Source organism: Micromonospora sp. RTBAU3-60, assembly GCF_054963695.1.
This window is the reverse complement of sequence record NZ_JBUEGB010000056.1, coordinates 17,691-37,121: the sequence shown is the minus strand read 5'-3', so window position 1 is coordinate 37,121 and position 19,431 is coordinate 17,691. Positions and strand designations below refer to the sequence as shown.

Annotated in this window: 16 protein-coding genes and 1 pseudogene; 3 read left to right on the top strand and 14 right to left on the bottom strand. The window is 66.9% G+C overall.

Annotated features, from left to right (window positions below; all coding sequences use genetic code 11):
* Positions 1–8: 8 nt before the first annotated feature.
* From ACY34I_RS31725 to ACY34I_RS31715, 3 genes are all read right to left on the bottom strand, one after another.
* The gene (locus tag ACY34I_RS31725) at positions 9–416 is read right to left on the bottom strand and encodes a YfbM family protein (RefSeq protein WP_462758858.1); all 408 of its coding nucleotides are present in this window, start codon (positions 414–416) and stop codon (positions 9–11) included.
* 46 nt (positions 417–462) lie between these two features.
* The gene (locus ACY34I_RS31720) at positions 463–2,952 is read right to left on the bottom strand and encodes a S8 family serine peptidase (RefSeq protein WP_462758857.1); all 2,490 of its coding nucleotides are present in this window, start codon (positions 2,950–2,952) and stop codon (positions 463–465) included.
* Positions 2,953–3,608: 656 nt separating this feature from the next.
* The gene (locus tag ACY34I_RS31715; protein ID WP_462758856.1) at positions 3,609–4,478 is read right to left on the bottom strand and encodes a LysR substrate-binding domain-containing protein; all 870 of its coding nucleotides are present in this window, start codon (positions 4,476–4,478) and stop codon (positions 3,609–3,611) included.
* 193 nt (positions 4,479–4,671) lie between these two features.
* Between ACY34I_RS31715 and ACY34I_RS31710 the strand changes: the two genes are divergently transcribed.
* Positions 4,672–5,910, top strand: coding sequence for an MFS transporter (locus ACY34I_RS31710; RefSeq protein ID WP_462758855.1), 1,239 nt, complete (start codon positions 4,672–4,674; stop codon positions 5,908–5,910).
* Between the two features lie 42 nt (positions 5,911–5,952).
* On the opposite strand, the gene ACY34I_RS31705 is transcribed toward ACY34I_RS31710, so the two are convergent.
* From ACY34I_RS31705 to ACY34I_RS31675, 7 genes and pseudogenes are all read right to left on the bottom strand, one after another.
* Positions 5,953–6,627, bottom strand: coding sequence for a low temperature requirement protein A (locus ACY34I_RS31705; protein ID WP_462758854.1), 675 nt, complete (start codon positions 6,625–6,627; stop codon positions 5,953–5,955).
* A gap of 69 nt (positions 6,628–6,696) precedes the next feature.
* Positions 6,697–7,179 carry a hypothetical protein gene (locus ACY34I_RS31700; RefSeq protein WP_462758853.1) on the bottom strand — a complete coding sequence of 161 codons (483 nt, stop codon included), beginning with the start codon at positions 7,177–7,179 and terminating at the stop codon, positions 6,697–6,699.
* Positions 7,176–9,551, bottom strand: coding sequence for a hypothetical protein (locus tag ACY34I_RS31695; RefSeq protein WP_462758852.1), 2,376 nt, complete (start codon positions 9,549–9,551; stop codon positions 7,176–7,178). The genes ACY34I_RS31700 and ACY34I_RS31695 overlap by 4 nt, the downstream gene beginning before the upstream one ends.
* Before the next feature lie 95 nt (positions 9,552–9,646).
* Positions 9,647–10,432, bottom strand: coding sequence for a hypothetical protein (locus tag ACY34I_RS31690; protein WP_462758851.1), 786 nt, complete (start codon positions 10,430–10,432; stop codon positions 9,647–9,649).
* A gap of 187 nt (positions 10,433–10,619) precedes the next feature.
* Positions 10,620–10,801: pseudogene (locus ACY34I_RS31685) on the bottom strand (transposase); the annotation flags it as partial.
* Positions 10,802–11,140: 339 nt separating this feature from the next.
* Positions 11,141–11,518 carry a RidA family protein gene (locus ACY34I_RS31680; RefSeq protein ID WP_222870827.1) on the bottom strand — a complete coding sequence of 126 codons (378 nt, stop codon included), beginning with the start codon at positions 11,516–11,518 and terminating at the stop codon, positions 11,141–11,143.
* A gap of 10 nt (positions 11,519–11,528) precedes the next feature.
* A complete protein-coding gene (locus ACY34I_RS31675) occupies positions 11,529–12,731 on the bottom strand; it encodes an MFS transporter (protein WP_462758850.1) in 1,203 nt (400 codons plus the stop codon).
* A 351-nt stretch (positions 12,732–13,082) separates the two neighbouring features.
* Between ACY34I_RS31675 and ACY34I_RS31670 the strand changes: the two genes are divergently transcribed.
* Positions 13,083–14,708 carry a PLP-dependent transferase gene (locus ACY34I_RS31670; RefSeq protein WP_462758849.1) on the top strand — a complete coding sequence of 542 codons (1,626 nt, stop codon included), beginning with the start codon at positions 13,083–13,085 and terminating at the stop codon, positions 14,706–14,708.
* A gap of 23 nt (positions 14,709–14,731) precedes the next feature.
* Positions 14,732–16,048: a phosphoribosylamine--glycine ligase gene (gene purD / locus ACY34I_RS31665; RefSeq protein ID WP_462758848.1), complete on the top strand. Its 1,317-nt coding sequence runs from the start codon at positions 14,732–14,734 to the stop codon at positions 16,046–16,048.
* Positions 16,049–16,141: 93 nt separating this feature from the next.
* On the opposite strand, the gene ACY34I_RS31660 is transcribed toward purD, so the two are convergent.
* Genes ACY34I_RS31660 through ACY34I_RS31645 form a run of 4 tightly spaced genes read right to left on the bottom strand, consistent with a single transcriptional unit; the run spans position 16,142 to position 19,412 of the window.
* The gene (locus ACY34I_RS31660) at positions 16,142–16,948 is read right to left on the bottom strand and encodes an S-methyl-5'-thioadenosine phosphorylase (protein WP_462758847.1); all 807 of its coding nucleotides are present in this window, start codon (positions 16,946–16,948) and stop codon (positions 16,142–16,144) included.
* Positions 16,921–18,144 carry a pyridoxal phosphate-dependent aminotransferase gene (locus ACY34I_RS31655; RefSeq protein WP_462758846.1) on the bottom strand — a complete coding sequence of 408 codons (1,224 nt, stop codon included), beginning with the start codon at positions 18,142–18,144 and terminating at the stop codon, positions 16,921–16,923. The genes ACY34I_RS31660 and ACY34I_RS31655 overlap by 28 nt, the downstream gene beginning before the upstream one ends.
* Entirely contained in the window at positions 18,145–18,831 is a 687-nt protein-coding gene (mtnC, locus tag ACY34I_RS31650) for an acireductone synthase (protein WP_462758845.1), read from the bottom strand.
* Positions 18,828–19,412, bottom strand: a complete 585-nt coding sequence (locus tag ACY34I_RS31645; RefSeq protein ID WP_462758844.1) for a 1,2-dihydroxy-3-keto-5-methylthiopentene dioxygenase — start codon at positions 19,410–19,412, stop codon at positions 18,828–18,830. The genes mtnC and ACY34I_RS31645 overlap by 4 nt, the downstream gene beginning before the upstream one ends.
* Positions 19,413–19,431: the final 19 nt, after the last annotated feature.

Genomic DNA, 19,431 nt, shown 5'->3' with positions numbered 1-19,431 from the left:
GGAAGGAATCAGGTAATGGCAAGGAGTACCGCTTGGCCGAGTGCGGCGGCCATCCGGTAGAAGCGGCACAGGTCGGCGAAGGCTGGCGCGATTTCGCTGTCGAAGTCGCCGGCCCCGCGATCCCACACACTCGGGTAGATGTCGGCGGCCATCATCGCGTTGGCGTCGTACCGAGCGCGCAACGTGTCGACGTCCAGCGTGTCGAGCGCGGTGGAGATCACGCGGACCGTTTCGGCGTCGAGAAGGCGTGCCGGCCCGTAGCCGCCGTCCTCGCCGATCTCCTCGCCGCCGAGGATCGCCGCACCGGCCCCGTCACCGATCTCCCATGCGGTACCGGTGAGCAGGTAGTGCAGGGGGGCCGGACGAATTGGTGGGCCGCGACGCCGATCTCGGCGTCGCGGCCCGTCTTTCCTCACGGTCCCTTCACCACGGCTCGACCATGGTCAAGCCGCAGATCACGGCCTACTTCCCGTTGTTCGGCACCGGGTGCATGACGGTCAGCGTCATGCTGTTGTTCTTGTAGGACACCCGGAACAGGTAACCGCCCACGTTCAGGGCCCGGTCCTCGGGCAGCGCGTGGAAGGCACCCTTGATCGAGCTACCGCTCATGATCGTGAACACGGTGCCGGGGGTCAGCTTGCCCCGCACGTCCAGGTCCAGCTCGCCGTCCAGCACCAGCTTGCCCGCCGCCCGGACGCTCGTGTAGTCCCGGTCGCCGGAGATCGTGACGGCGACGCGACCCTGCCTGCCGACGGTCACGTTCCCGCCGACGTTCAGGACGTTGCCCGCGGAGGTGCCGGTGAGCTGCGCGGCCTCGTCGGACGTGAGCCCGGGCCGCAGCATGCCGCTGGTGACGGTCACGCTGTCACCCACGCTGCCACTGCCGCCGAGCGTGCCGCCCTTGACGTCGATCGAGCTTGCGTGCGAGCCGGTGATCGAAAGCTTACCGCCTTCAACCGTCGTGCCGCCCTCGTAGGTGGCGTCGCCCGTCATGATCAGCGTCCCGGGGCCTTGCTTGGTCAGAGAAGCCGTGTAGAGGTTGTTGTCGATGTTGTTCTGAATGTAGGCCGCGCGCTGGTCCATCCATTCCTTGCGCCACTTGACGGCGTCCTCATAGGTGATCTTGTCGTACAACTCGGGGTGGCCGTTAGTGATAGCTTGGATGTGAGGATCACCCAAAATGCCCTGAAGCATGAAGGCCTGTTCGTCAAGCGTGCCGTCCGGGTTCAGCACGTTGGGGCTGAATTCACCGGCGTAGGCAATGCCTTGCTCCTTGTAGCCCGCCAGCCACTCGAGATCTTCCCTTTCCCTTTCCTTGATCGCGATCTGGCTGATGTCGTTCGACCAGACGTCCAAGGGCGCTTTATCCATGTTGTAGGTCATGGGGCTCAGGAGCTGGCCGGGGCCGTACATGCCCTTGGCCAGATCGGGAATCCCCCAGCCCCAGCGTTCGTCCGGAAGACCGTCGGGAGCGGTCCAGGCGATGGATGCCCCGGAGGGGGAGGTTTGCCCGGTGCCGAGGAATCTCACGCCGTCGGACATCTTGTTGTTCGCCGTGGTGAACATCAGCTCACGCACCTGCTTGGCGTCCATGTTCGGATAGCGGGAGAGCAGAACCCCCATCACCGCTGTCGCAACGGGCGTTGCCGGTGACGTGCCGCTTGAGTTTGAATAGCTAGTGTCACCACCGCTGCTCGTGGTCCGAACGTTGCTTGAAGGGGTAGACACGTTCCACCATTTGGCGAGCCCTGCCTCGTTATACCCGAAATGCTTTGTGTATTCGGGATTGGTCGCAGTGGGCGGTTGCACCCCGCCGACGGCTATCCACTGCTTTTCCGCCGAGGGATTGAAGAGGGGATACGCCGGGCGAAAATACGGGTTGCTCCAGTCGTTGTTGCCGGCCGACCTTGCGTTGACGGTACCGCTGTCCTTGATGGCGTCCCAGATGGCGTCCATAAAGGAACGTCCGGGGTACTTCGGATTGTACTGAATGCCGCCTTCCGAATAGCTTTTCTTGAAGAAGAAATACTGGTACTCCAGATCCTTCAGGTGCTCGTTGGGGATAATGGTCGCCATTGCCGTGGCGCTGGCGCTGTCTTTGCCAGTCAGTTGGTAAGCGTTGGCGCGGTTGCCGTTGACTCCAAGGTCGTTTCCTAAGCCGTCATAGCGGGCTCTGTCAAGAGTCTGGACATAAGAGCCCCAACTGCTGTTGATGACCTGGGCGCCCGCGTCGACCAGGGCCTTATTGGCTGTATACCAGTACACGTAATCGTGGAAGGGACCGTGGGACTGGCTATCGGAACCGCCGGTCTTGGCAACATACATCTTCGATCCAAAGGCGATGCCGTGCTGGTCTATACCATCGCGCATGCCGGAGGTGACCCCAAGCATACCGGTCCCGTGCGAGTAGTCAGTTGTTCTCGCCTGATCACCGGCCACAGTGAACCACTCGCCCGCAGTAAAAGGGTTCGTCGGGGTCGCGCCACGATATCCGTAGCCGGACGTGCCGTAGACACCCTCCCCTGTCACCGGATCGATCAGCTCGGTCTGAAATGCTTCGTGTGTAGGCCTGTAGCCCGAATCCATCATGCCCAGCGTGACGCCCTGCCCGCAGTACCCCAGGGCGTAGGCGGTGGACGCGTTTACCGCGGCGAGTTGCCATGGGGAGTTGACCGCTGTGCCAGGAGTAGAAGGATTATGGCCGGTATAATAACCATATTCCGGCGTTTCCCAACTGGCTTTAGCGGCATCTAGTTCCCCTGGACTCGTGGCGACAAAGCCGGGGTCTTCCGGGTACGACCACTGCGCGCAGTCTTCCGGGTACGACCACTGCGCGCTGGCCGGGCGTTCGTCGGCCCCCGGCCCGGCCAGGGCGCCGGTCGCCGGCAGGCCGGCGGCCACGACCGCCAAGGCCAGCACCGAGCCGCGCCGGGCAAGCTTCCCTCTTCGCATCTGCGTGCTCCTCTTCCCCACACCACCCGTCGACCAGCGGCTCGAGGTCCCTCGTCGGCATATACACGGGTCAGTCGCCACAACAATCGAACCGAACCTACGGACCGACGTGCAGCAGGTCATCGGACACCTGTGGAAGACGGCCGCCGTCGGCTCCTACGCCTGTCGCACGGTCGCCGCCGGCGCTGGACCGCGAGCCGACCCGATTCGCGTTTGCGACGACCGGATCGTCGATTCAGGAGCGATCGGTCATTGACAGAGCCCAGAACGAGCGTTCAGGCAGCTCGTCTCGTTGCCCTCGTAGGCGGTGGGCCATGCGCGGTACGGGTTGTAGCCGGGATCCCCTCGCCACGGGTTTTGGCTGGGGTCGATAGGCGGCAGCTGCCCTACGTCGCCCACTCCCACGGAGATGGGAGCTAGCCCTTCGACCTTGAATAGCGGTGCCGTGGCAGCTGCCAGCCTCGTCGACGAACAGCACGTCGAAGGGAATCGAGTCGTTGCCGGCTGCTCCGAGGTGAGAGAGCAGTCGCCGGCGCTCGCCCAGGGCACCCAGTTTGTGAGATGTCCCGAGAACAACTTCGCAGGAGCTGGGGATGAGCGTGGTTGTGGTCGCGGATGGACTTGTGCACGTCTTGCCCCCGGGAACGTCGTAGCGCTCAGTCCGGTGCGGGGGTCAACGGCACACTGCGGGACAGGATCGCGGACGTGAGCGCGGTGGTGGCCTGCTCGGGAGCGTGAGGATTGGTCAGCAGTACCAGGTCGAGAGCGGGCAGTACCGGGAGCCCGGTCGAGGCGGTTAGCTCGACGAGGTCCGAGGGCAGAAGGGATCGTGCGAACACCGCGATGCCCAGCCCGGCCCTGACCGCGGCGAGGACCCCGTTGACCCCTCGAGCCACGCAGGTGATCCGGTACCGCATGCCTGCCGCCTCAAGAGCCTCGACGCTCATCGATCTGCTCAGGCTCGGGCTCTGGTAGGCCACCAGCGGTACCGGCTGCCTCAGCACCGGACTGGCCTCTGCTGCGGCCCAGACCCACTGGTCGCGGCGGACCAGTTGGCCCTGATTCGCGGCTGGCACGCCCACGCTCCGCTTTACGAAGGCCATGTCGAGGTGGCCTGACTCGATGCGACGCAACAAGGCGTCGTTCTGCAGCACGGTGAGCTCGAGGCCAATCCGCGGGTTGAGTTGCCGGAAGCTGCGGAGAATTCGGGGCAGGGGTGTCAGCGCGAGGTCGTCGGTGACACCGAACCTCAACCGGCCGGCGAGGGTCGGACCAGTGAAGTGTTCGACGGCGCGTTCGTGGGCGGCGAGGATGTCGCGGGTGAGCGGAACCAGTGCCTCTCCATCAGCGGTCAGCGTCACGCTGCGGGTGTCGCGGACGAACAGTGTGCGGCCGACTTGCTCCTCGAGTCGACGAATGTGCTGGCTAACCGTGGGCTGGCTGAGTCCCAACCTTCGTCCGGCTGCAGTGAAGCTCAGCCCCTCGGCGACGCCGAGGAACGTGCGTAGCAGCTCTGGGTCGTACACCGGTTCCTCCCCCGAGGTCCTGCCATAGTTATTACTGAACCCAATCAGAGTTATCGCAGCGATTGGACTCAAGTATATGTCGCCGCAGGGGAGGATCGGACCAACCGACTCCTCTCAGAAGGACCCCATGAGCGCCGCGGAGCCCACCCCTCCTGCCACCACCCCAGCTCGCTTCCCCCGTGCCCTCGCCTCCATGGAGAACCGCACCTTCCGCATGCTGCTGGTTGGATGGTTCGCTGCCGGAACCGGCTACTGGATGCAGTTGCTCGCCCAGAACTGGCTCGTCCTCACACTGACCAACAGCCCCTCTGCAGTAGGCCTCGTGACAGCCGCCCAGTTGCTCCCGACGCTCCTGCTCGGTCTGCACGGCGGCGCGATCGCCGACGCCTTCCCCTGCCGCCGGATCGTGCTCGTCACCAACAGCGCGAAATGTGTGCTAGCGGCGGCGTTCGCCCTGCTCACCGCCAGCGGGCACGTGGCGGTATGGGAGGTCACCTGCCTCGCGATTGCACTCGGCGTGGTCTACGCCATCGACAGCCCAGCCCGGCATTCGTTCCTCACCGAAACCGTTCAAGCCAGCCACCTGCGCAACGCAATCAGCCTCGTCTCGCTGGCCTTCCAACTGGGCGCGATGATCGGCCCCGCGCTGGGGGGTGCCCTCATGGTCACCTTCGGCACGGACTACGCCTTCGGCGCCGCCGCCATCGCCTACGTGGTCCCCGCCGCCGTTGCGGCACGGCTGCCAAGTGCGACCAGTCGGACCCACGTCAGTGCGGCACCACGGACTGGAGTCCGCGAGGGACTCCGCTACGCGATTCGCACGCGAACCGTGTTGTGGCCGTCACTGATCGTGGGATCGTTCGGGTTCTTCATGGTCAACCTGCCGGCCACGCTGACGACGTTCGCGAAAGACGAGTTCGACTCCGGACCCACAGGGGTAGGACAACTCAGCATGTCCCTGGCGGCCGGCTCACTTCTCGGTGCCCTCCTCACCGCCCGCCGAACACGCCCGCTTCGCCTGCGCACCATCGCGGGCTCCGCGATGCTGCTCGCCCTGGCGCTCCTCTCGGCAGCGGCCGCGCACACCCAGACCATCCTGACCTTGCTCCTCACTGCCGTCGGAGCGACCTACCTCGCCCTGCTCACCTCAGCACAATCCCTAGTACAACTGACCACCACCGACATGCTCCGCGGCCGCGTGATCGGCACCCATCTGTTCGTCTTCCTCGGCAGCGGGTGCGCGGGCGGTCCGGTACTAGGTCTCCTCACTGAGCACTTCGGCGCCCGCGCCACCCTGCTGCTCGCCGGCGCCATCCCCGCCCTGATCACCACCATCATCGCCCACCACCTGGCCCGCCTCGCCAACCTGCGAGTCGGCCTGACAACCATCTCCGTACAACTACACCGCCCCACGCTCGTCCCCCGCAGTTAGGCCGCCCGCCGGACTGCAACGCCAAGGGCGTTCGCGTCTCCTCTAATGAGCCCAGCGGCTTAACGGAGGCGGCTCGGTCGAGGGGAGTGCTGCACGAGCTTCTGATTTCGGATACGGCTGCCAGGGCGGGCCGGGGCGATCCCGGCCGCCGTGCCGACGCCCGACGGTCAGGTGTCGGTCCGGGTTCGGTGAATCCGCCGGCAGCCTGGTCGCCCGTAAGGGCGAGCAGATCCTCGCCGGCGGCCAGACCGTGGTGCGGGCGGGAGGCGAAGTCCACCTCGCCAGTACGGATGTTCGCCGACATGACATCGGAAGGATTCTTTGCACCGGCACGAAGCCCTCGCCGAGCCGGATGCGGGAGGTGAGCACGCTGTGCACCACCCATGACCACCAGAGCACGGCGAGCACCAGCACGGCGTGCAGCAGCGCGCCGCCGGTGATGTCCCGCGCCGTGGTCCGGGTGATGATGAAGAACGAGAAGACGAAGACCAGGTCGAAGAAGATCTCGAACCGGTCCACCCGGGCCGCGGGGGCCACCGGCACCGCGGGCCCGAGGCGCCCCCGCCACCCGAAGCCGCTCACCGCCCGAGTCTGCCAGCGGACCGCTGGCGGTGGGCCGGATTCCGAGCGGTCTGCCGTCTCCTGCATGCCGCCCGACCCGGTGGCCGGGTTCTGCATCCTCCCGCGGGTCGAGCTGATCTCCAGCACCTGCGTCACAGACAACCATTGTTCCGCGGCAGAGATCCCGGGCCGTGACGCCGGCCCGGGATCTCGGAGAGGTGGGGGTTACCTGATCGGTTGCGAATACACCGGAGGAGGCGGTGGGACGGGCTTGCGGAAGTGGGCGCGGGCGCCCGGCAGGCACAGCAGCACCAAGGCCGCCGCGACCATCGGCAGGGTGAGGCCGCCGGTCGCCCGGGTCAGCATGCCCCACCAAGGCGTGTCGGGGGAGCCGCCGCTGAGCAAGGACCAGAGCGCGACGAGCACGGCCGGCACGGCCAGGATCCAGGTGAAAACCCGGGCCACCCGGGCGCCGCGGGCGTCCAGCACCGCCAAGAGCAGGAAGACCAACCCGATCACGGCGGTGAGGGCGGCCAGCAGGACGTACGAGACGGTTACCACGGCGGGATGGCCGTCGCCCTGATGGTCGTTCATGTAGATCCGGACGAACTGCGGCAGGCCGAAGAGCGTGCCGATCGCCCACGCCACCCAGAGCGCGGCGGCGCCGGACAGCAGCAGGGAGGCGATGAAGACCGGACGCGGGCTCATCGGGTCACCGCCCGGCGGCGCCGGCGGACGACCAGGATGCCGGCGGTGGCCCAGGCCAGCACCGGCAGCAGGGTCAGCACGTAGAACCAGGGGTTGGACAGCGGCGACGGCGGCAGCGCGAGGGCCTCCTCCCTCGGCAGCTCGTTGCTCTCCTGGCCGAACCAGAGCTTGCCGCTCTTGTCGGCCACCGGGCCCCCGGCGAGATCGGCGACTGCCGTGCGCAGACCGGGCCGCTTCGCCTCGAACTCCGGCTCGCTCAGGTTCGACGTAGGTGTGGTCGTGAAGTCGACACCGCCGTAGACGTACGTGTTGGTGTAGATGTAGTTGCCTTTGCGGGTGGTGTGCTTGACCCGGAACTCGCCGTTCTTGTACGACTTCACGTACGCGTCGAACGTGTCCTTCGGCTTCCATGAGCTCTTCGTCGCCCACGGCGTGATGTCCCCGCTGTCGACGATGTCGGCGTACGCGGTGGGCTTCTTCTCGCTGCGCTCCCGGTACCACTGGGCGGCGACCCGGCTGGCGTAGACGCGGCGCAGGTCGGCGTACTCGGGAGCGGTGTTCACTGCCTTGACGATCTGCGGGAGGATCTCCGCCCTGTACACCCGCTCGTTGTGCTCGGTGTCCGCGGTTGCCTGGCCCGGGCAGGTCTGCGAGCCGGACAGGTTCTCGTACTCCGTCTCCATCTTGACCTGCAGCGGCGCGTCGAGGATGAAGAGCTCGTTTCCGGCGTCGCGCACGGTCGCCGGAGCGGGCACGATCCACTGCCGCATGTTGATGCAGCTCTGCTCGCCGCGCAGCTCGCTCCAGAACCGTCTGCCGCCCTTGGTGTCCGGGTGGATCAACTTGGCGACCGTCTTCTTCATCTGGAAGTCGGCCTCCAGCAGGACCCGGCCCGCATCCGTACGCCCGAAGCGCGCGTCCACGATCCGGTTCGGCTCCTCGGGGTTCAGGTTGACCGTGAAGGCGGTCTCGGGCAGCGCGAGCCACGTGAAGAAGGAGTCCGAGGCGAGCTTGGCGGCGTCCGCCCCGCCGTACGAGACCTTCTGTTTCGGGTCGGGGTCGACGCTGTACGAGTACTTCACGCCGGGCGCGCCCGCGTAGGTGTCGGAGATGTAGCGCAGTTCCAGCGTCGAGAAGTCCACTCCGCCCAGTTGCTCGGCGTCGTCGCCGATCTCATCGTTGTCGTAGACGACCGCGGGCACCGCCGCCGAGACGTCCGGGTGGCAGGGGGATCGACCCAGCTGGCAGATTTTTGACGGCGCAGCTTCCTCGGCCGGAGCGTCCGCGAGGTCCTCGGCCACCGCTTCCTTGAGCTTCTCCTCCTCCTTGGCTGCGGCGGGCGAGCTGGGCGAATTCTCGATCTGCGTCGCCGCCTTGCTCGGCCACGGTTTCTGCGCACCGGCCACCAGCGGCGAAGCTGATGCGGGCCGGTTGACGACGGCCTGCGCGCGCCACGTCTTGATCGAAATGGGGCGGGTGCCCGCCCCTGCTGCCTCGCCGTGCAGCTCGATGCGTCGCGCCAAGAGTATTTCCTGGGCCTTCTCGATGACCCGGAGAGCTTCCGCGTTCGGAGTGTCGCCGAAGGTGATCTCGATGTCGGCGTTCTTGGCCGCGGCCACCTCCACGGTGACGTTCAGGAACTCGTCGGCGTCGAGGGTGCTGCCGGACTTCCGCTCACCCACCACACCTCTGCTCGCCCCGGCCGGATTCGGGTGGTAACTGTCCACCCGGTAAACCCGGTTCGAGCCCACCTTCCGGCGCTGCGGGTTGCCCTCCTTCCACGTCAGGTTGACGCCGCGGACCTTCTGGTTGACGGCCTCGAAGCCATGCGCCCTGTCCACACTGTTTTTTCCGTTGTAGTGAACCTCGTAGGCGCCGCCCCCTTTGCCGCGGTTCAGGATCTCCACGGTCTTCTTCAGCCAGTCCCCCCAGCTCAGCTTGCCCTTGTAATCCCGCCAGCCGGTGAGCATGTGGTTCCAGCCGCCCGGAAAGAACGACTGCCAGAACTGATCCTCGGTGACGATGCCGCTCTGCTCGCCACGCTCGGTCATCTCGTCGACGTAGAAGGCGTAGGCCGCGGCGAACCCGGGGCTGTGCCGGTTCGACGCCTTCTTCCGGAAATCGTGACTAGGCAGGGCGTTGAGGTACTCCTTGGTGAGCATCCACTGCGGGATGTTGTAGTCGTCGGGATCGAGCTCGTCGTAGTGGTAGGGATCGGGCTCGACGACGTTGACCGGAGGCGGGCTCCATGTCCTGACCGCCGGAGTGGGCGCCGGGGCGGCCAGCACCGGTGTGGGCAGGGCGCCGAGCCCGGCCATGACGAGGATCAGAGCGAAAAGGGCCGCGACCGGCGACCGGAATTGGATCTTCATGCGAAAATCCTCCGTGGCGGACGAAAGGGGAATGCCGGCCTCAGGGTAGCCAGGACGACGCAAATGCATCGACCCCGGCCAGTGTCCGGCAATCGTCAGTCCGCGAGCTCCTCGCACTGCCAGCGCAGGTAGCCGGGGGTACGCATGCCCATCCGCAGCTGGACGAGCGGCAGCTGGGAACGGCTGTCCCGGCCGACATTCACCACATAGGGCACCGGCTGCTCGCCGGGCTCGTCCTTCCACGACCACTCGCCACCGCCGGCCCGGCGAAAGGTTTCGCCGAGATACCAGACGGCGCCGTCGACCAGGTCGCTGTTGGCGGGATCCTTCAGCGCGCGCGGGTCGCCGAGCAGCCGCACGAGCAGCTCGCCGAGCCGGTCGAGCGAGGACGGCGAGAAGTCCCACGTCCCGTCCGGCGCCCAGCGCGCCACCCAGCCGGCGAACCCGGCCTTCCGCTCGGCCAGCCAGCTCCTCAGCTGCGGCGGCTCCGCGGGCTCGTGCCGTTCGTCGAGCCCGGGCGTCGGCTCCTTGACCGGCCGCCAGCCGGGCACGGCGTCGCGACGAGCCGCGACGGCCGCGGCCCACTGGTCATAGACCTCGATTGGCCGGCCCGGCTCGACGAGCAGCTCCGCGGGCACCACCGGAGGCAGCCCCAGCTCCGGATCGGCCGCCACTCCGGGCTCGCCGGCCACCTCGACCCAGCGTCCGCCCCCGACCCGCAGCAGCGTCTCGCCGAGATACGCCTCGTACGCCGGGCTGTCGCCCTCGGCCGCCAGAACCTCCAGCTCCGCCAACGATACTCGGCTGAAGTCGACCTCCAGCGCCGCCTCGAGGCCGACGAGCCAGGGCTGCACCCCCTGCAGCCACTCCTCAAGCTCCATGCCGTGATCCTAGGACCGCCTGCCCACCGAGCGGCCACTCGCTGTCGCAGAACAACCTTCCGGACCGAGCATCTTGGCTTGGGGGGCGGTCTCGCTAACGGTGTTTTCGGCGATCTTGATTAGTCGGTTTCAGCGGCCGGAAGCGGTCGCTGAAGGTGATGGCGAAGGCGTTCAACCCGTTCAATCATTCGATCGCGTTGGTCGAGCAGATGACCTTGCGGATCTCCACGTCATAGTCGAGGAACGGGACGAACTCCGTCCAGACGTCGTCCCACAACCAGATCACCGCCGGATACCGTCCACCCCACTTGTCCGCGAGGTCGTCGAACGCCGCCCTGGGGCGGTGGCGTTGACGGCGGTGTAGATCGGGTCTTCCAGGACCTGCACCAGGCGGCCGATCTGCCCTTGCCGTAGCCGCAGGTTGTGCCGCCGCCCCGCATCGATGTCCAACACACCGCAGGGGTCGCCGACGTGCAGCACCCCGACCCGCTGTTCTACAGGCCTGGAGACGACCATGGCGGCGGCTTCGTGCTGGGCCTGGCGTCTCACGTTAGCCATCGGCGATGGCGCTTGGCTCATTGTCGTTACGCCCGTACCAGCCGAGCCAACGCGATCGCGAGTAGGCACGACAAAGTCGCGTCCAGCCGATGTGGACGCGGACTGGTGGGGTTGAGCATCGGTTCAGTTGTCGACATGAAATTCACGGCATCAGGCCGCGGCGATGGCCTCGATCTCCAGCAGCCAGGACTCGTCCCAGCATCCGGTGATGATGATCCCCAGCGACGGCCGGTGGCTGCCGAGAATCTCTTGCCTGATCTTGGAGTTCATTTCCCGATCCGCGCGGTTGGCCAGGTAGGTGGTGACCTTGACCAGGTTCTCCACGCCCATTCCGGCCTCGTGCAGCACCGCCAGTACGTTGCGCCATACCAGCCGACATTGAGCCTCGAAGCCCTCCGGTGCTGGTTCGTCGGCTGTCAACGGCGCCTGACCGGTGATGAACAGCAGCCGCTCGGCACCGGTGACGAGTGCCCCCTGGGAGAGCCCGGGATCCGCGAGATGTGATGGGTCCACGTTGGTGAAGTTCATGACGGCCATGCTAAGCGGCCCTTACCTGGGTGTCTTTCTCTTGTGTTGCGCAGTTGTCCGCGGACGACTGGGCATGTCTGCGATCCCGCACCGCTGGGGCGACGGCGATCAGCAGGACCGCCGCGGTCAGGGCGAATCCCACCGGGTAACCCAAGAGATCGGCCACGAAACCGAACCCCACGGCACCTATCCCGAGCCCGGCGTCGTACGCGAAGTTCCACAGCGCGCTCGCCCGGCCGAACTCGGATTCCTTGACCCGCTCGAACAGCATCACCATGGTCACGTTCTGCCCCGCACCGAAACCGATGCCGAACAGCACCATCCCCGCGATCACCGCGAGCGGGCTGTCCAGCCACACCACGCAGAAGGTACCCATGGCCGCTGAGAGCACGGCCGGAATCAGCAGACGGGCCGCGCCGTGGCGATCCGCGATCCAGCCGGCGGCCCAGCGCGCCAGCGGGACCAGACCGGACTGGACGAGCAGAGCCAGCGCGGCCAGCCGTCGCGACTCCGCCGACACGGCCAGCGGCAGGAAGGTGGCGAAGACACCCGACGCCACCGCGAGTGCGGTGAAGATGAGCGTCGGACGGGCCAGTGCACCGGTCATCCCCCTGAGGACCCTGTGCCCCTCCTCGACCCGCGCGGTCTGGGACGGCAACAGTGGTACGGCGAGCAGCCCCACGAGTCCGATCACCGTCGTCACCGTGAATATCGTCGAGAATGCGACATGATCGCTGAGCCAGACCCCGACCGGCAGCCCCAAAATGGCCGGTATCGCGCAGACGACTCCATACAGGCCAAGGCCTTCCCCGCGCCGTTCGGCCGGGACCAGTTCGGCGACGAGTGCGCCGCCGGTGACCACGAAGATCCCGAACCCCGCTCCGCGCACCAGCGAAACCGCGACGACCAGCTCCATCGCCGGCGAAATGATTAGCAGCAGCGAAGGAGCCGCCAGCAGGAGCAGCCCCAGTGCCAGCACCGCTCGATATCCCAGCCGCGCCAACAACTTCGGCGCGGCCAGTTCGAGCAGCACCGTGGACAGCATCATCGCGCCGGTGGCCAGTCCCGCACCGACGTCGCCCGCGTTCGACCCCCCGGCATAGAGCGGTACGACGGACAGGAGCAGGAAGAAGTTCGTGAGCCCGCCGAACGAGGCGAGCAGCAGCAGAACCATCGGGCGGTTCAGGATGGGCTGCACCTGAGTGGTCGTCATGGTGACAGTGTCATACGGAACGGGTGCGCCTGGCATCGCCACGCTGCCCTTGGTGGCTCAAAGGGCCACCTGCACTCGTGTCTGCGTACCCGAGTTCCGGTGCGTGCCTGCGGGTTTGACATCCATGGGAACGACGACATCCCCTCGCCGTGAATTAGCTCGAGATTCGCGAACAGCGGCACCGGTAAGTGTGCCCCTGGCGGCCGATGGATGTCGACGTGACGCGGCGATTGAGCAATTTGGAACAAAGATCTTGGCGTGCAGACATGGAGCAGCATAGGAGATGACGCGACGTTGTCCAGTGGGGCAGCATTGGGCGGAGCAACCGCCGGCCTGAGTTGGAGGACCACGTTGCCTGAGCACAGTCGGTCGGCAGCCGGCGACAGCGGCGAGCCTCGGGTCTCCAACGGTGGCGCACCGGAAACCCGGGCGCCGGCCGACGAGGCCGACGGCGCCACCGAACCCGGCGAACTCGACCAGGTTCCGGACCTGGTCAAGGCGCTCGACATCTGCGCGTGGGATCTGCGCGCGGCACGGCACGACATCGATGAATTCGTCGGCTACTGCGAACAGCATATGCTTCCCGTGGACAAGCCGGTTGTCGCCGCTCTGGTCGCTGCGGCTCACCAGGCCAGGGAACGCATCGCCGAGCAGCGGCAGTTGCTTCTGACGCAGTCCGAAATCGACGTGACTCAGCTGTCCGCAAGCGAGCTGGCTCTCCGCTTCGGGCTGGCCACGCTTTCTTATGTCCGGGGTGCGTTGGAATGGCGTTCCGCCGCCTTCGACCAGTCCCTGGCCGTGCAGTTCTTCGATCTCTGGGCGCAGGGGTCACCACCGGTCAACTACGAGCGTTACGAGCACAATCCGGTGCGTCGGGTGGAGGCGCAACTGCTCGAGGTGCTCGGCCTGTCATCGGAGAGTCATTCGATCAGCGCCACGTCGTCCGGTGTCGCCGCCTACACCCTGGTCGAGTCTTTCCTGCTGCGGAAACGGTTGCGGAACGGTGACAGGGTCCTGATGGCGCCGTACATCTACTTCGAGGCGTCCGAGCAGTTGACCACTCTGCCGTTCGTCCGGGTCGAGCGGGCCTCGGGGTACGGCGTCGAAGAGATCATCGCCGATGTCGTGCACTACCGGCCGAGAGCCCTTTTCGTGGACCCGCTGGCGAACACCGCCGAGCAGCGGATGATCGACCTGCCCGGCCTGCTGGCCCGGCTGCGGTCGGTGGTCCTCGAGCGGACCACGGTCGTGATCGACGGCACCATGGTCTCCGGCGGCCTGCCACCCGAACTGCTGGACAGCGACGACAAGGTCGAAGTGCTGTACTACGAAAGCGGCTCGAAATACCTGCAGCTCGGCATGGATGCGGGAATGGCCGGTCTGGTGGCCTACCCGATCGAGTTGCGGGAAGCCTTCGACCGGCAGCGCCGCAACACGGGCTTGATCCTTTACCGGCACGGCGCAGACCTGTTCCCGCGATACCAGAGATCGTTCTATCGCAGGCGGATGAGGAGAATCGGCGCGAACGCACTGCGGATCGCCGAGCTGCTGCGCGACGACCGCCGGGTCACCGATGTCGGTGAGATCTTCTACCCTGGCCTTCCCGATCATCCCGATGCCAGGATCGCCGAGCGGCTGCCGTACGCGGGCGGGTGTGTAACGTTCCTGTTCCATGAGCGGGACCGCAACACCAAGGACGAGCTCAATGTGCTGTTCGACCGGATTTTCGCGAACGCCCGCGTGTTGGGCGTGCAGGTGACCAAGGGAGCCAGTTTCGGTTTCTCGATCCCACGGCTATCCGCTGCGGACGCCTTCGCCGAGGGCGAGCCCCCTTTTCTGCGGCTTTATGCGGGCGACCGAGCCGACCAGGTCGAAGCGCTCGCCAAGGCGTTCGTCCAGGCACTCACCGACCACGTCGGTCAGTCGCCCCGCGATTTCGCGAACGACGAATCACCGCGGATTTCTCGAATCTCGTAACCGTCGCCGAACGGGAGCCTCCTATGCACAACGTGCTCATCATCGACTACACCGGCAGGGGGCACGCCTTCGCCGACCTGTTCGTGAGAACCGACCCGGACATCACGGTGCACCTCGCCCCCGGTTGCGGAGCGATCACCGATGATCGCATCATCTCGGCCCCCTGGCTGGACATCTACCACCCCGGCCCGGTCGTGGAGTACGCGAAAGAGATCCGCGCAGACCTGGCCATGCCGGCTCATCCCAGATCGCTGACCGAAGGCTTCGTCGACGCGCTGCGCGCCGGCGGGATTCGTACCATCGGCCCGGATCGGTCCGCGACCCGTCTCGAGTCCAGCAAGAAGTTCACCAAGGACCTGTGCTTCAAGTACGGCATCCCGACCGCGGGTTACCGGTACTTCGAGGATCCGGAAGCCGCCATCGAATACGTTCGCTCGGTCGACGCCCCGCATGTGGTGAAGGGCAACGAATCGTGCCAGGGGAACGGCGTCTTCATCTGCGAGACCGAGGCCGAGGCGATCGACGCGATCAACCGGCTGATGGTTTCCCGGGACTTCGGCCCCGGCGGGAGAACCATCATCATCGAGGAGAAGCTGGTCGGCCGGGAACTGCTGTACTTCGCGCTGGTCGGCGGGGAACACCACCTGATGTTGCCGATGGCGGTGGATTATCCCCGGTCCGATGACGGCAACCGCGGCGTCATGTGCGGCGGGATGGGCGCCTTCTCGCCGAGTCCAGACGACACTCCGGAAGAGATCGAGAGGTTCGAACGCCAGATGCTGCGGCCGCTGCTGGCCGCGATCAACGCCGAGGGACTCAACTACACCGGGGTGATCTACGTCGGCTGCATGCTCGTCGGAGACCAGCTCTACCTGATCGAGATCAACGCCCGCATGGGCGATCCGGAAGCCGAAGTGGTGTTCCCCCGGATCGCGACGAACTTCACCGAAGTCGCAACGTCCATCCTGGACGGCACACTCGATCGGCAACCTCCGTTGACCATCACCGACGAGTGCCTCGTCAATGTCGTCGCCACGCAGGGACCGACGAGGGAGCCCGGCAGGTCCTATCCCGGCTGGCCTTACGGTGAATACGGCCGGGGCTACCCCATCACCGGTCTGGACGCCGTCGACCGAGACCGCTGCCTCGTCTTCTACGGTGCCGCCCGCACGCGGCCCGACGGCCAGTTGGTCACCGACGGCGGAAAAGGCGTCAACCTGGTCGGTCGCGGCGCCACGCTCGACGAGGCGGCGACCAATGCCTACCAGGCGATAGCCGAGGTGAGCTTCCAAGGCATCAGGTACCGCAACGACATCGCCAAGACCATGCCGTGGGACTGACCGCGGACCAGGCCTGGCGCGGGGTGTGACAGGACGGCGTCCGTCACCGCGAAATTCGCGATGACGGACGCCGTCCTGTCATCGGAACCGGCCTCACCCAGGCAGGGAAAACGGAAGGGTGAGCCCGTCGTGCGCGTGGGCGCATCGGCAGTCCCGCTGATCACCGAGCCCCGCGACGGTCCGCAAGACGAGCTCGCGCAGCCGCTCGATGTTCTCGGCGAACACGCGGAAGACCTCGTCCTGTGCCACCGCGCTCTCCTCGTCGACGCCGGCGTCGAGGTCCGTGACGAGGGCGATCGACGTGTAGCACATGGCCAGCTCACGAGCCAGCGCCGCCTCCGGAAGCCCGGTCATGTTGATCAGCGACCAGCTCTGCCGAGCGTAGTACTGGGACTCGGCGCGGGTGGAGAACCGCGGGCCGTTGATCACGACCATGGTGCCGCCATCCACAACGGGCTGGCCGAGATCGGCCGCGTTTTTCAATACCGCCGCGCGCCCGTGCGGGCAGTACGGGTCGGCGAAGCCGATGTGCACGGCGCCGGTGTCGAAGAAGGTGGCTGCCCGCCCACTGGTGCGGTCGACCACCTGGTCGGGCACGACGAACGAGCCAGGTCCGAGCTCCGCGCGCAGCGAGCCGACCGCGCACGGGCCGAGCACCTGGCGTACCCCGAGCGACCGCAGGGCCCACAGGTTGGCGCGGTAGTTGATGACATGGGCCGGATGCTTGTGGCCCCGACCGTGCCGGGGCAGGAAGATCACCTCCCGGCCGCCGACCATGCCGCGCACCAGCTGGTCGGACGGCTCCCCGTAGGGAGTCTCGACACTGACCTGCTCGGCTTCCTCCAGCAGCGAGTACAGCCCGCTGCCACCGATCACGCCGACCGGCGTGCTTCCCGCCATGCTGCCGTTCCTTCCCACTGCTGTGTGGTGCCGGCGAACTCCGCCAACCGGCCGGCCGCGGTGGCGATCACCGCGTGACTCTTGCAGAACGCGAAACGAACCAGGTGCCGGCCGGCCTCGGCGTCGGCGTAGAACGCCGAGCTGGGGATGGCGACCACCCCCGCTTTGACGGCCAGGTCCTGGCACAGCGCGGTGCCGTCGAGGTAGCCGACCGACCTGGCATCCGCCTGCAGGAAATAGCCTGCTTGGCAGGAGAAGCACCGCCAACCGGACGAGGTGAGCGCGTCCCGCAGCGTGTCGCGTGCCGTCATGAGGCGTGCGCGGAGGTCGCTCAGCCACTTGTGCCGATCGGGCAGCGCCACGGCGACGGCGTACTGGAACGGCGTGCCACCGGCGAAGGTGAGGTACTGCTTCACCGTCCGCACCGCGGCGACCATCCGCTCGGGCCCGCACACCCAGCCGATCTTCCAGCCGGTGGCATTGAAGGTCTTTCCCGCGGAGGAGATGGTGAGCGTCCGTTCGGCCATCCCCGGAAGCGAAGCCAGTGGGACGTGCCGGATCCCGTCGAAGGTCAGGTGCTCGTAGACCTCGTCGGTGATGGCGATCAGGTCGTGCCGCCGGCAGACGGCGGCGATGTGGGCCAGCTCGGCCGCCGCGAACACGGTGCCGGTCGGGTTGTGCGGCGTGTTGACCAGCACCGCGCGCGTGCGTGGGGTCACCGCCGCGGCCAGTTCGTCGGGATCGAAGGTGAACCGGTCGTGCTCCGGACGCAGCCGGACGGTTCGCCGGTGGGCTCCGGCGAACGCGATCGCCGCGCCGTACGAGTCGTAGTAGGGCTCGAACACCAGGACCTCGTCGCCCGCCGGGACCAGAGCGGCGATCGTGGCGGTGATCGCCTCGGTGGCGCCCGCGGTCACGAGGATCTCGGTGTCCGGATCGTATGGCGTGCCGTAATCGGCCGATCGCTGCTGGGCGATCGCGGCGCGAAGCTCGGGCACACCCGGCAGCGGCGGGTACTGGTTGCGCCCGGAGAGCACCGCCTCGGCGGCGGCCGCGAGCAGTTCGGAGGGCCCGTCACTGTCCGGGAAGCCCTGACCGAGGTTGATCGCGCCGGTACGGTTCGCCAATGCGGTCATCTCGGCGAAGATCGTGCTGCGGAACGCCGCGAACTTGGGAACGAGTACGTCACCGCTCACTCAGGCCACCTCCGTTCTCGCGCCGAACCCGGTGAAGTCGACGACCACCGGGTGGACGCCGAACTCGGTCTCGCAACCCGGCCGACGCACCCCCACGGCCCGCCAGCCCGCGGTTCGGGCGGCGTCCAGCTCGGCCCGGCTGTCGGACAGGAACAGGATGTCGCGGGCGGCCGTGTCGATGGCGTGCGCGATCCTCCGGTAGGAAGCCGGCTCACGCTTCGGGCCGCCGGTCACCGTGTCGAAATGTCCTGCCAGGTAACCGAGCAGATCCCCCTGGTCGCTGCGGGAGAACCAGAGCCTTTGGGCGAGCGCGGAACCGGACGAGTAGATCCAGCAGGGCGTGCCGAGCCGGTGCCATTCGGCCAGCGCCGGCGGGACGTCCGCGTACACCACGCCGGACAGCTCACCGGCCAGGAAGCCCTGCTCCCAGATCAGCCCGTGCAGTGTCTTGAGCGGGCTGTGCTTCGCGTTTTCATCGTGCCAGTCGAGCAGGGCCCGCACCACGTCGTCCAGACCGGCCTCGTCGCCGAGCAGGCCGCGGACGCCGGCGACCACCTCCCGCGTGCCGGGCCGGTCCTGCCGCACCCAACTTTCGATCCGATCGCGGGCGTAGGGGAACAGCACGTCGTGCACGGCCGACAGCGGACTGACCGTACCCTCGATGTCGAGGACGACCGCACTGCTCATGAGGTGGCTGCGGGAGCGAGCAGTTCGTCGAGCGTCGCGATCCGGGACGCGATCGCCGAGCCGGTGAACTCAGCCACCCAGCCGTCCTCCTCCTGGAAGAACCGGATGGCGCAGAAGTGCGGCCGGGTGCCCATGTCGAACCAGTGCGTCGTGCCGGCCGGCACCGACATCAGGTCACCGGCGGTGCAGACCACGGCGTAAACCTTGTCGTCGAGGTGGAGGTAGAAGCAGCCGCTGCCCTCGACGAAGAATCGGATCTCGTCCTCGTCGTGGGTGTGCTCGTTGAGGAATTTCGTCCTCGCCGCCTCCGCTTTGGCCGGCCACTCCGGGTCGGAGTCGTTCGGCACCATCCGGACCACGTCCACGAGCGGGTAAGGGCCCTCCGCCGAGAGCCGCTCCACCTCGGACGCGTAGGCGGCGAGCACCTCCTCCTGCCCGGCTTCGCCGGCCAGCGGGACGGTCGCCCACCGCTCGAGCCGGATGCCGTGCGGCGCGAGCTCGGCGGCGATCTCGGCGATGTCCTCGGTGCGCAGCAACACGTTCGTACCGTCGTCTGTCGGCATGACCTGAAGCAGGGTCATCGGCTTCTCCTTATCAGTG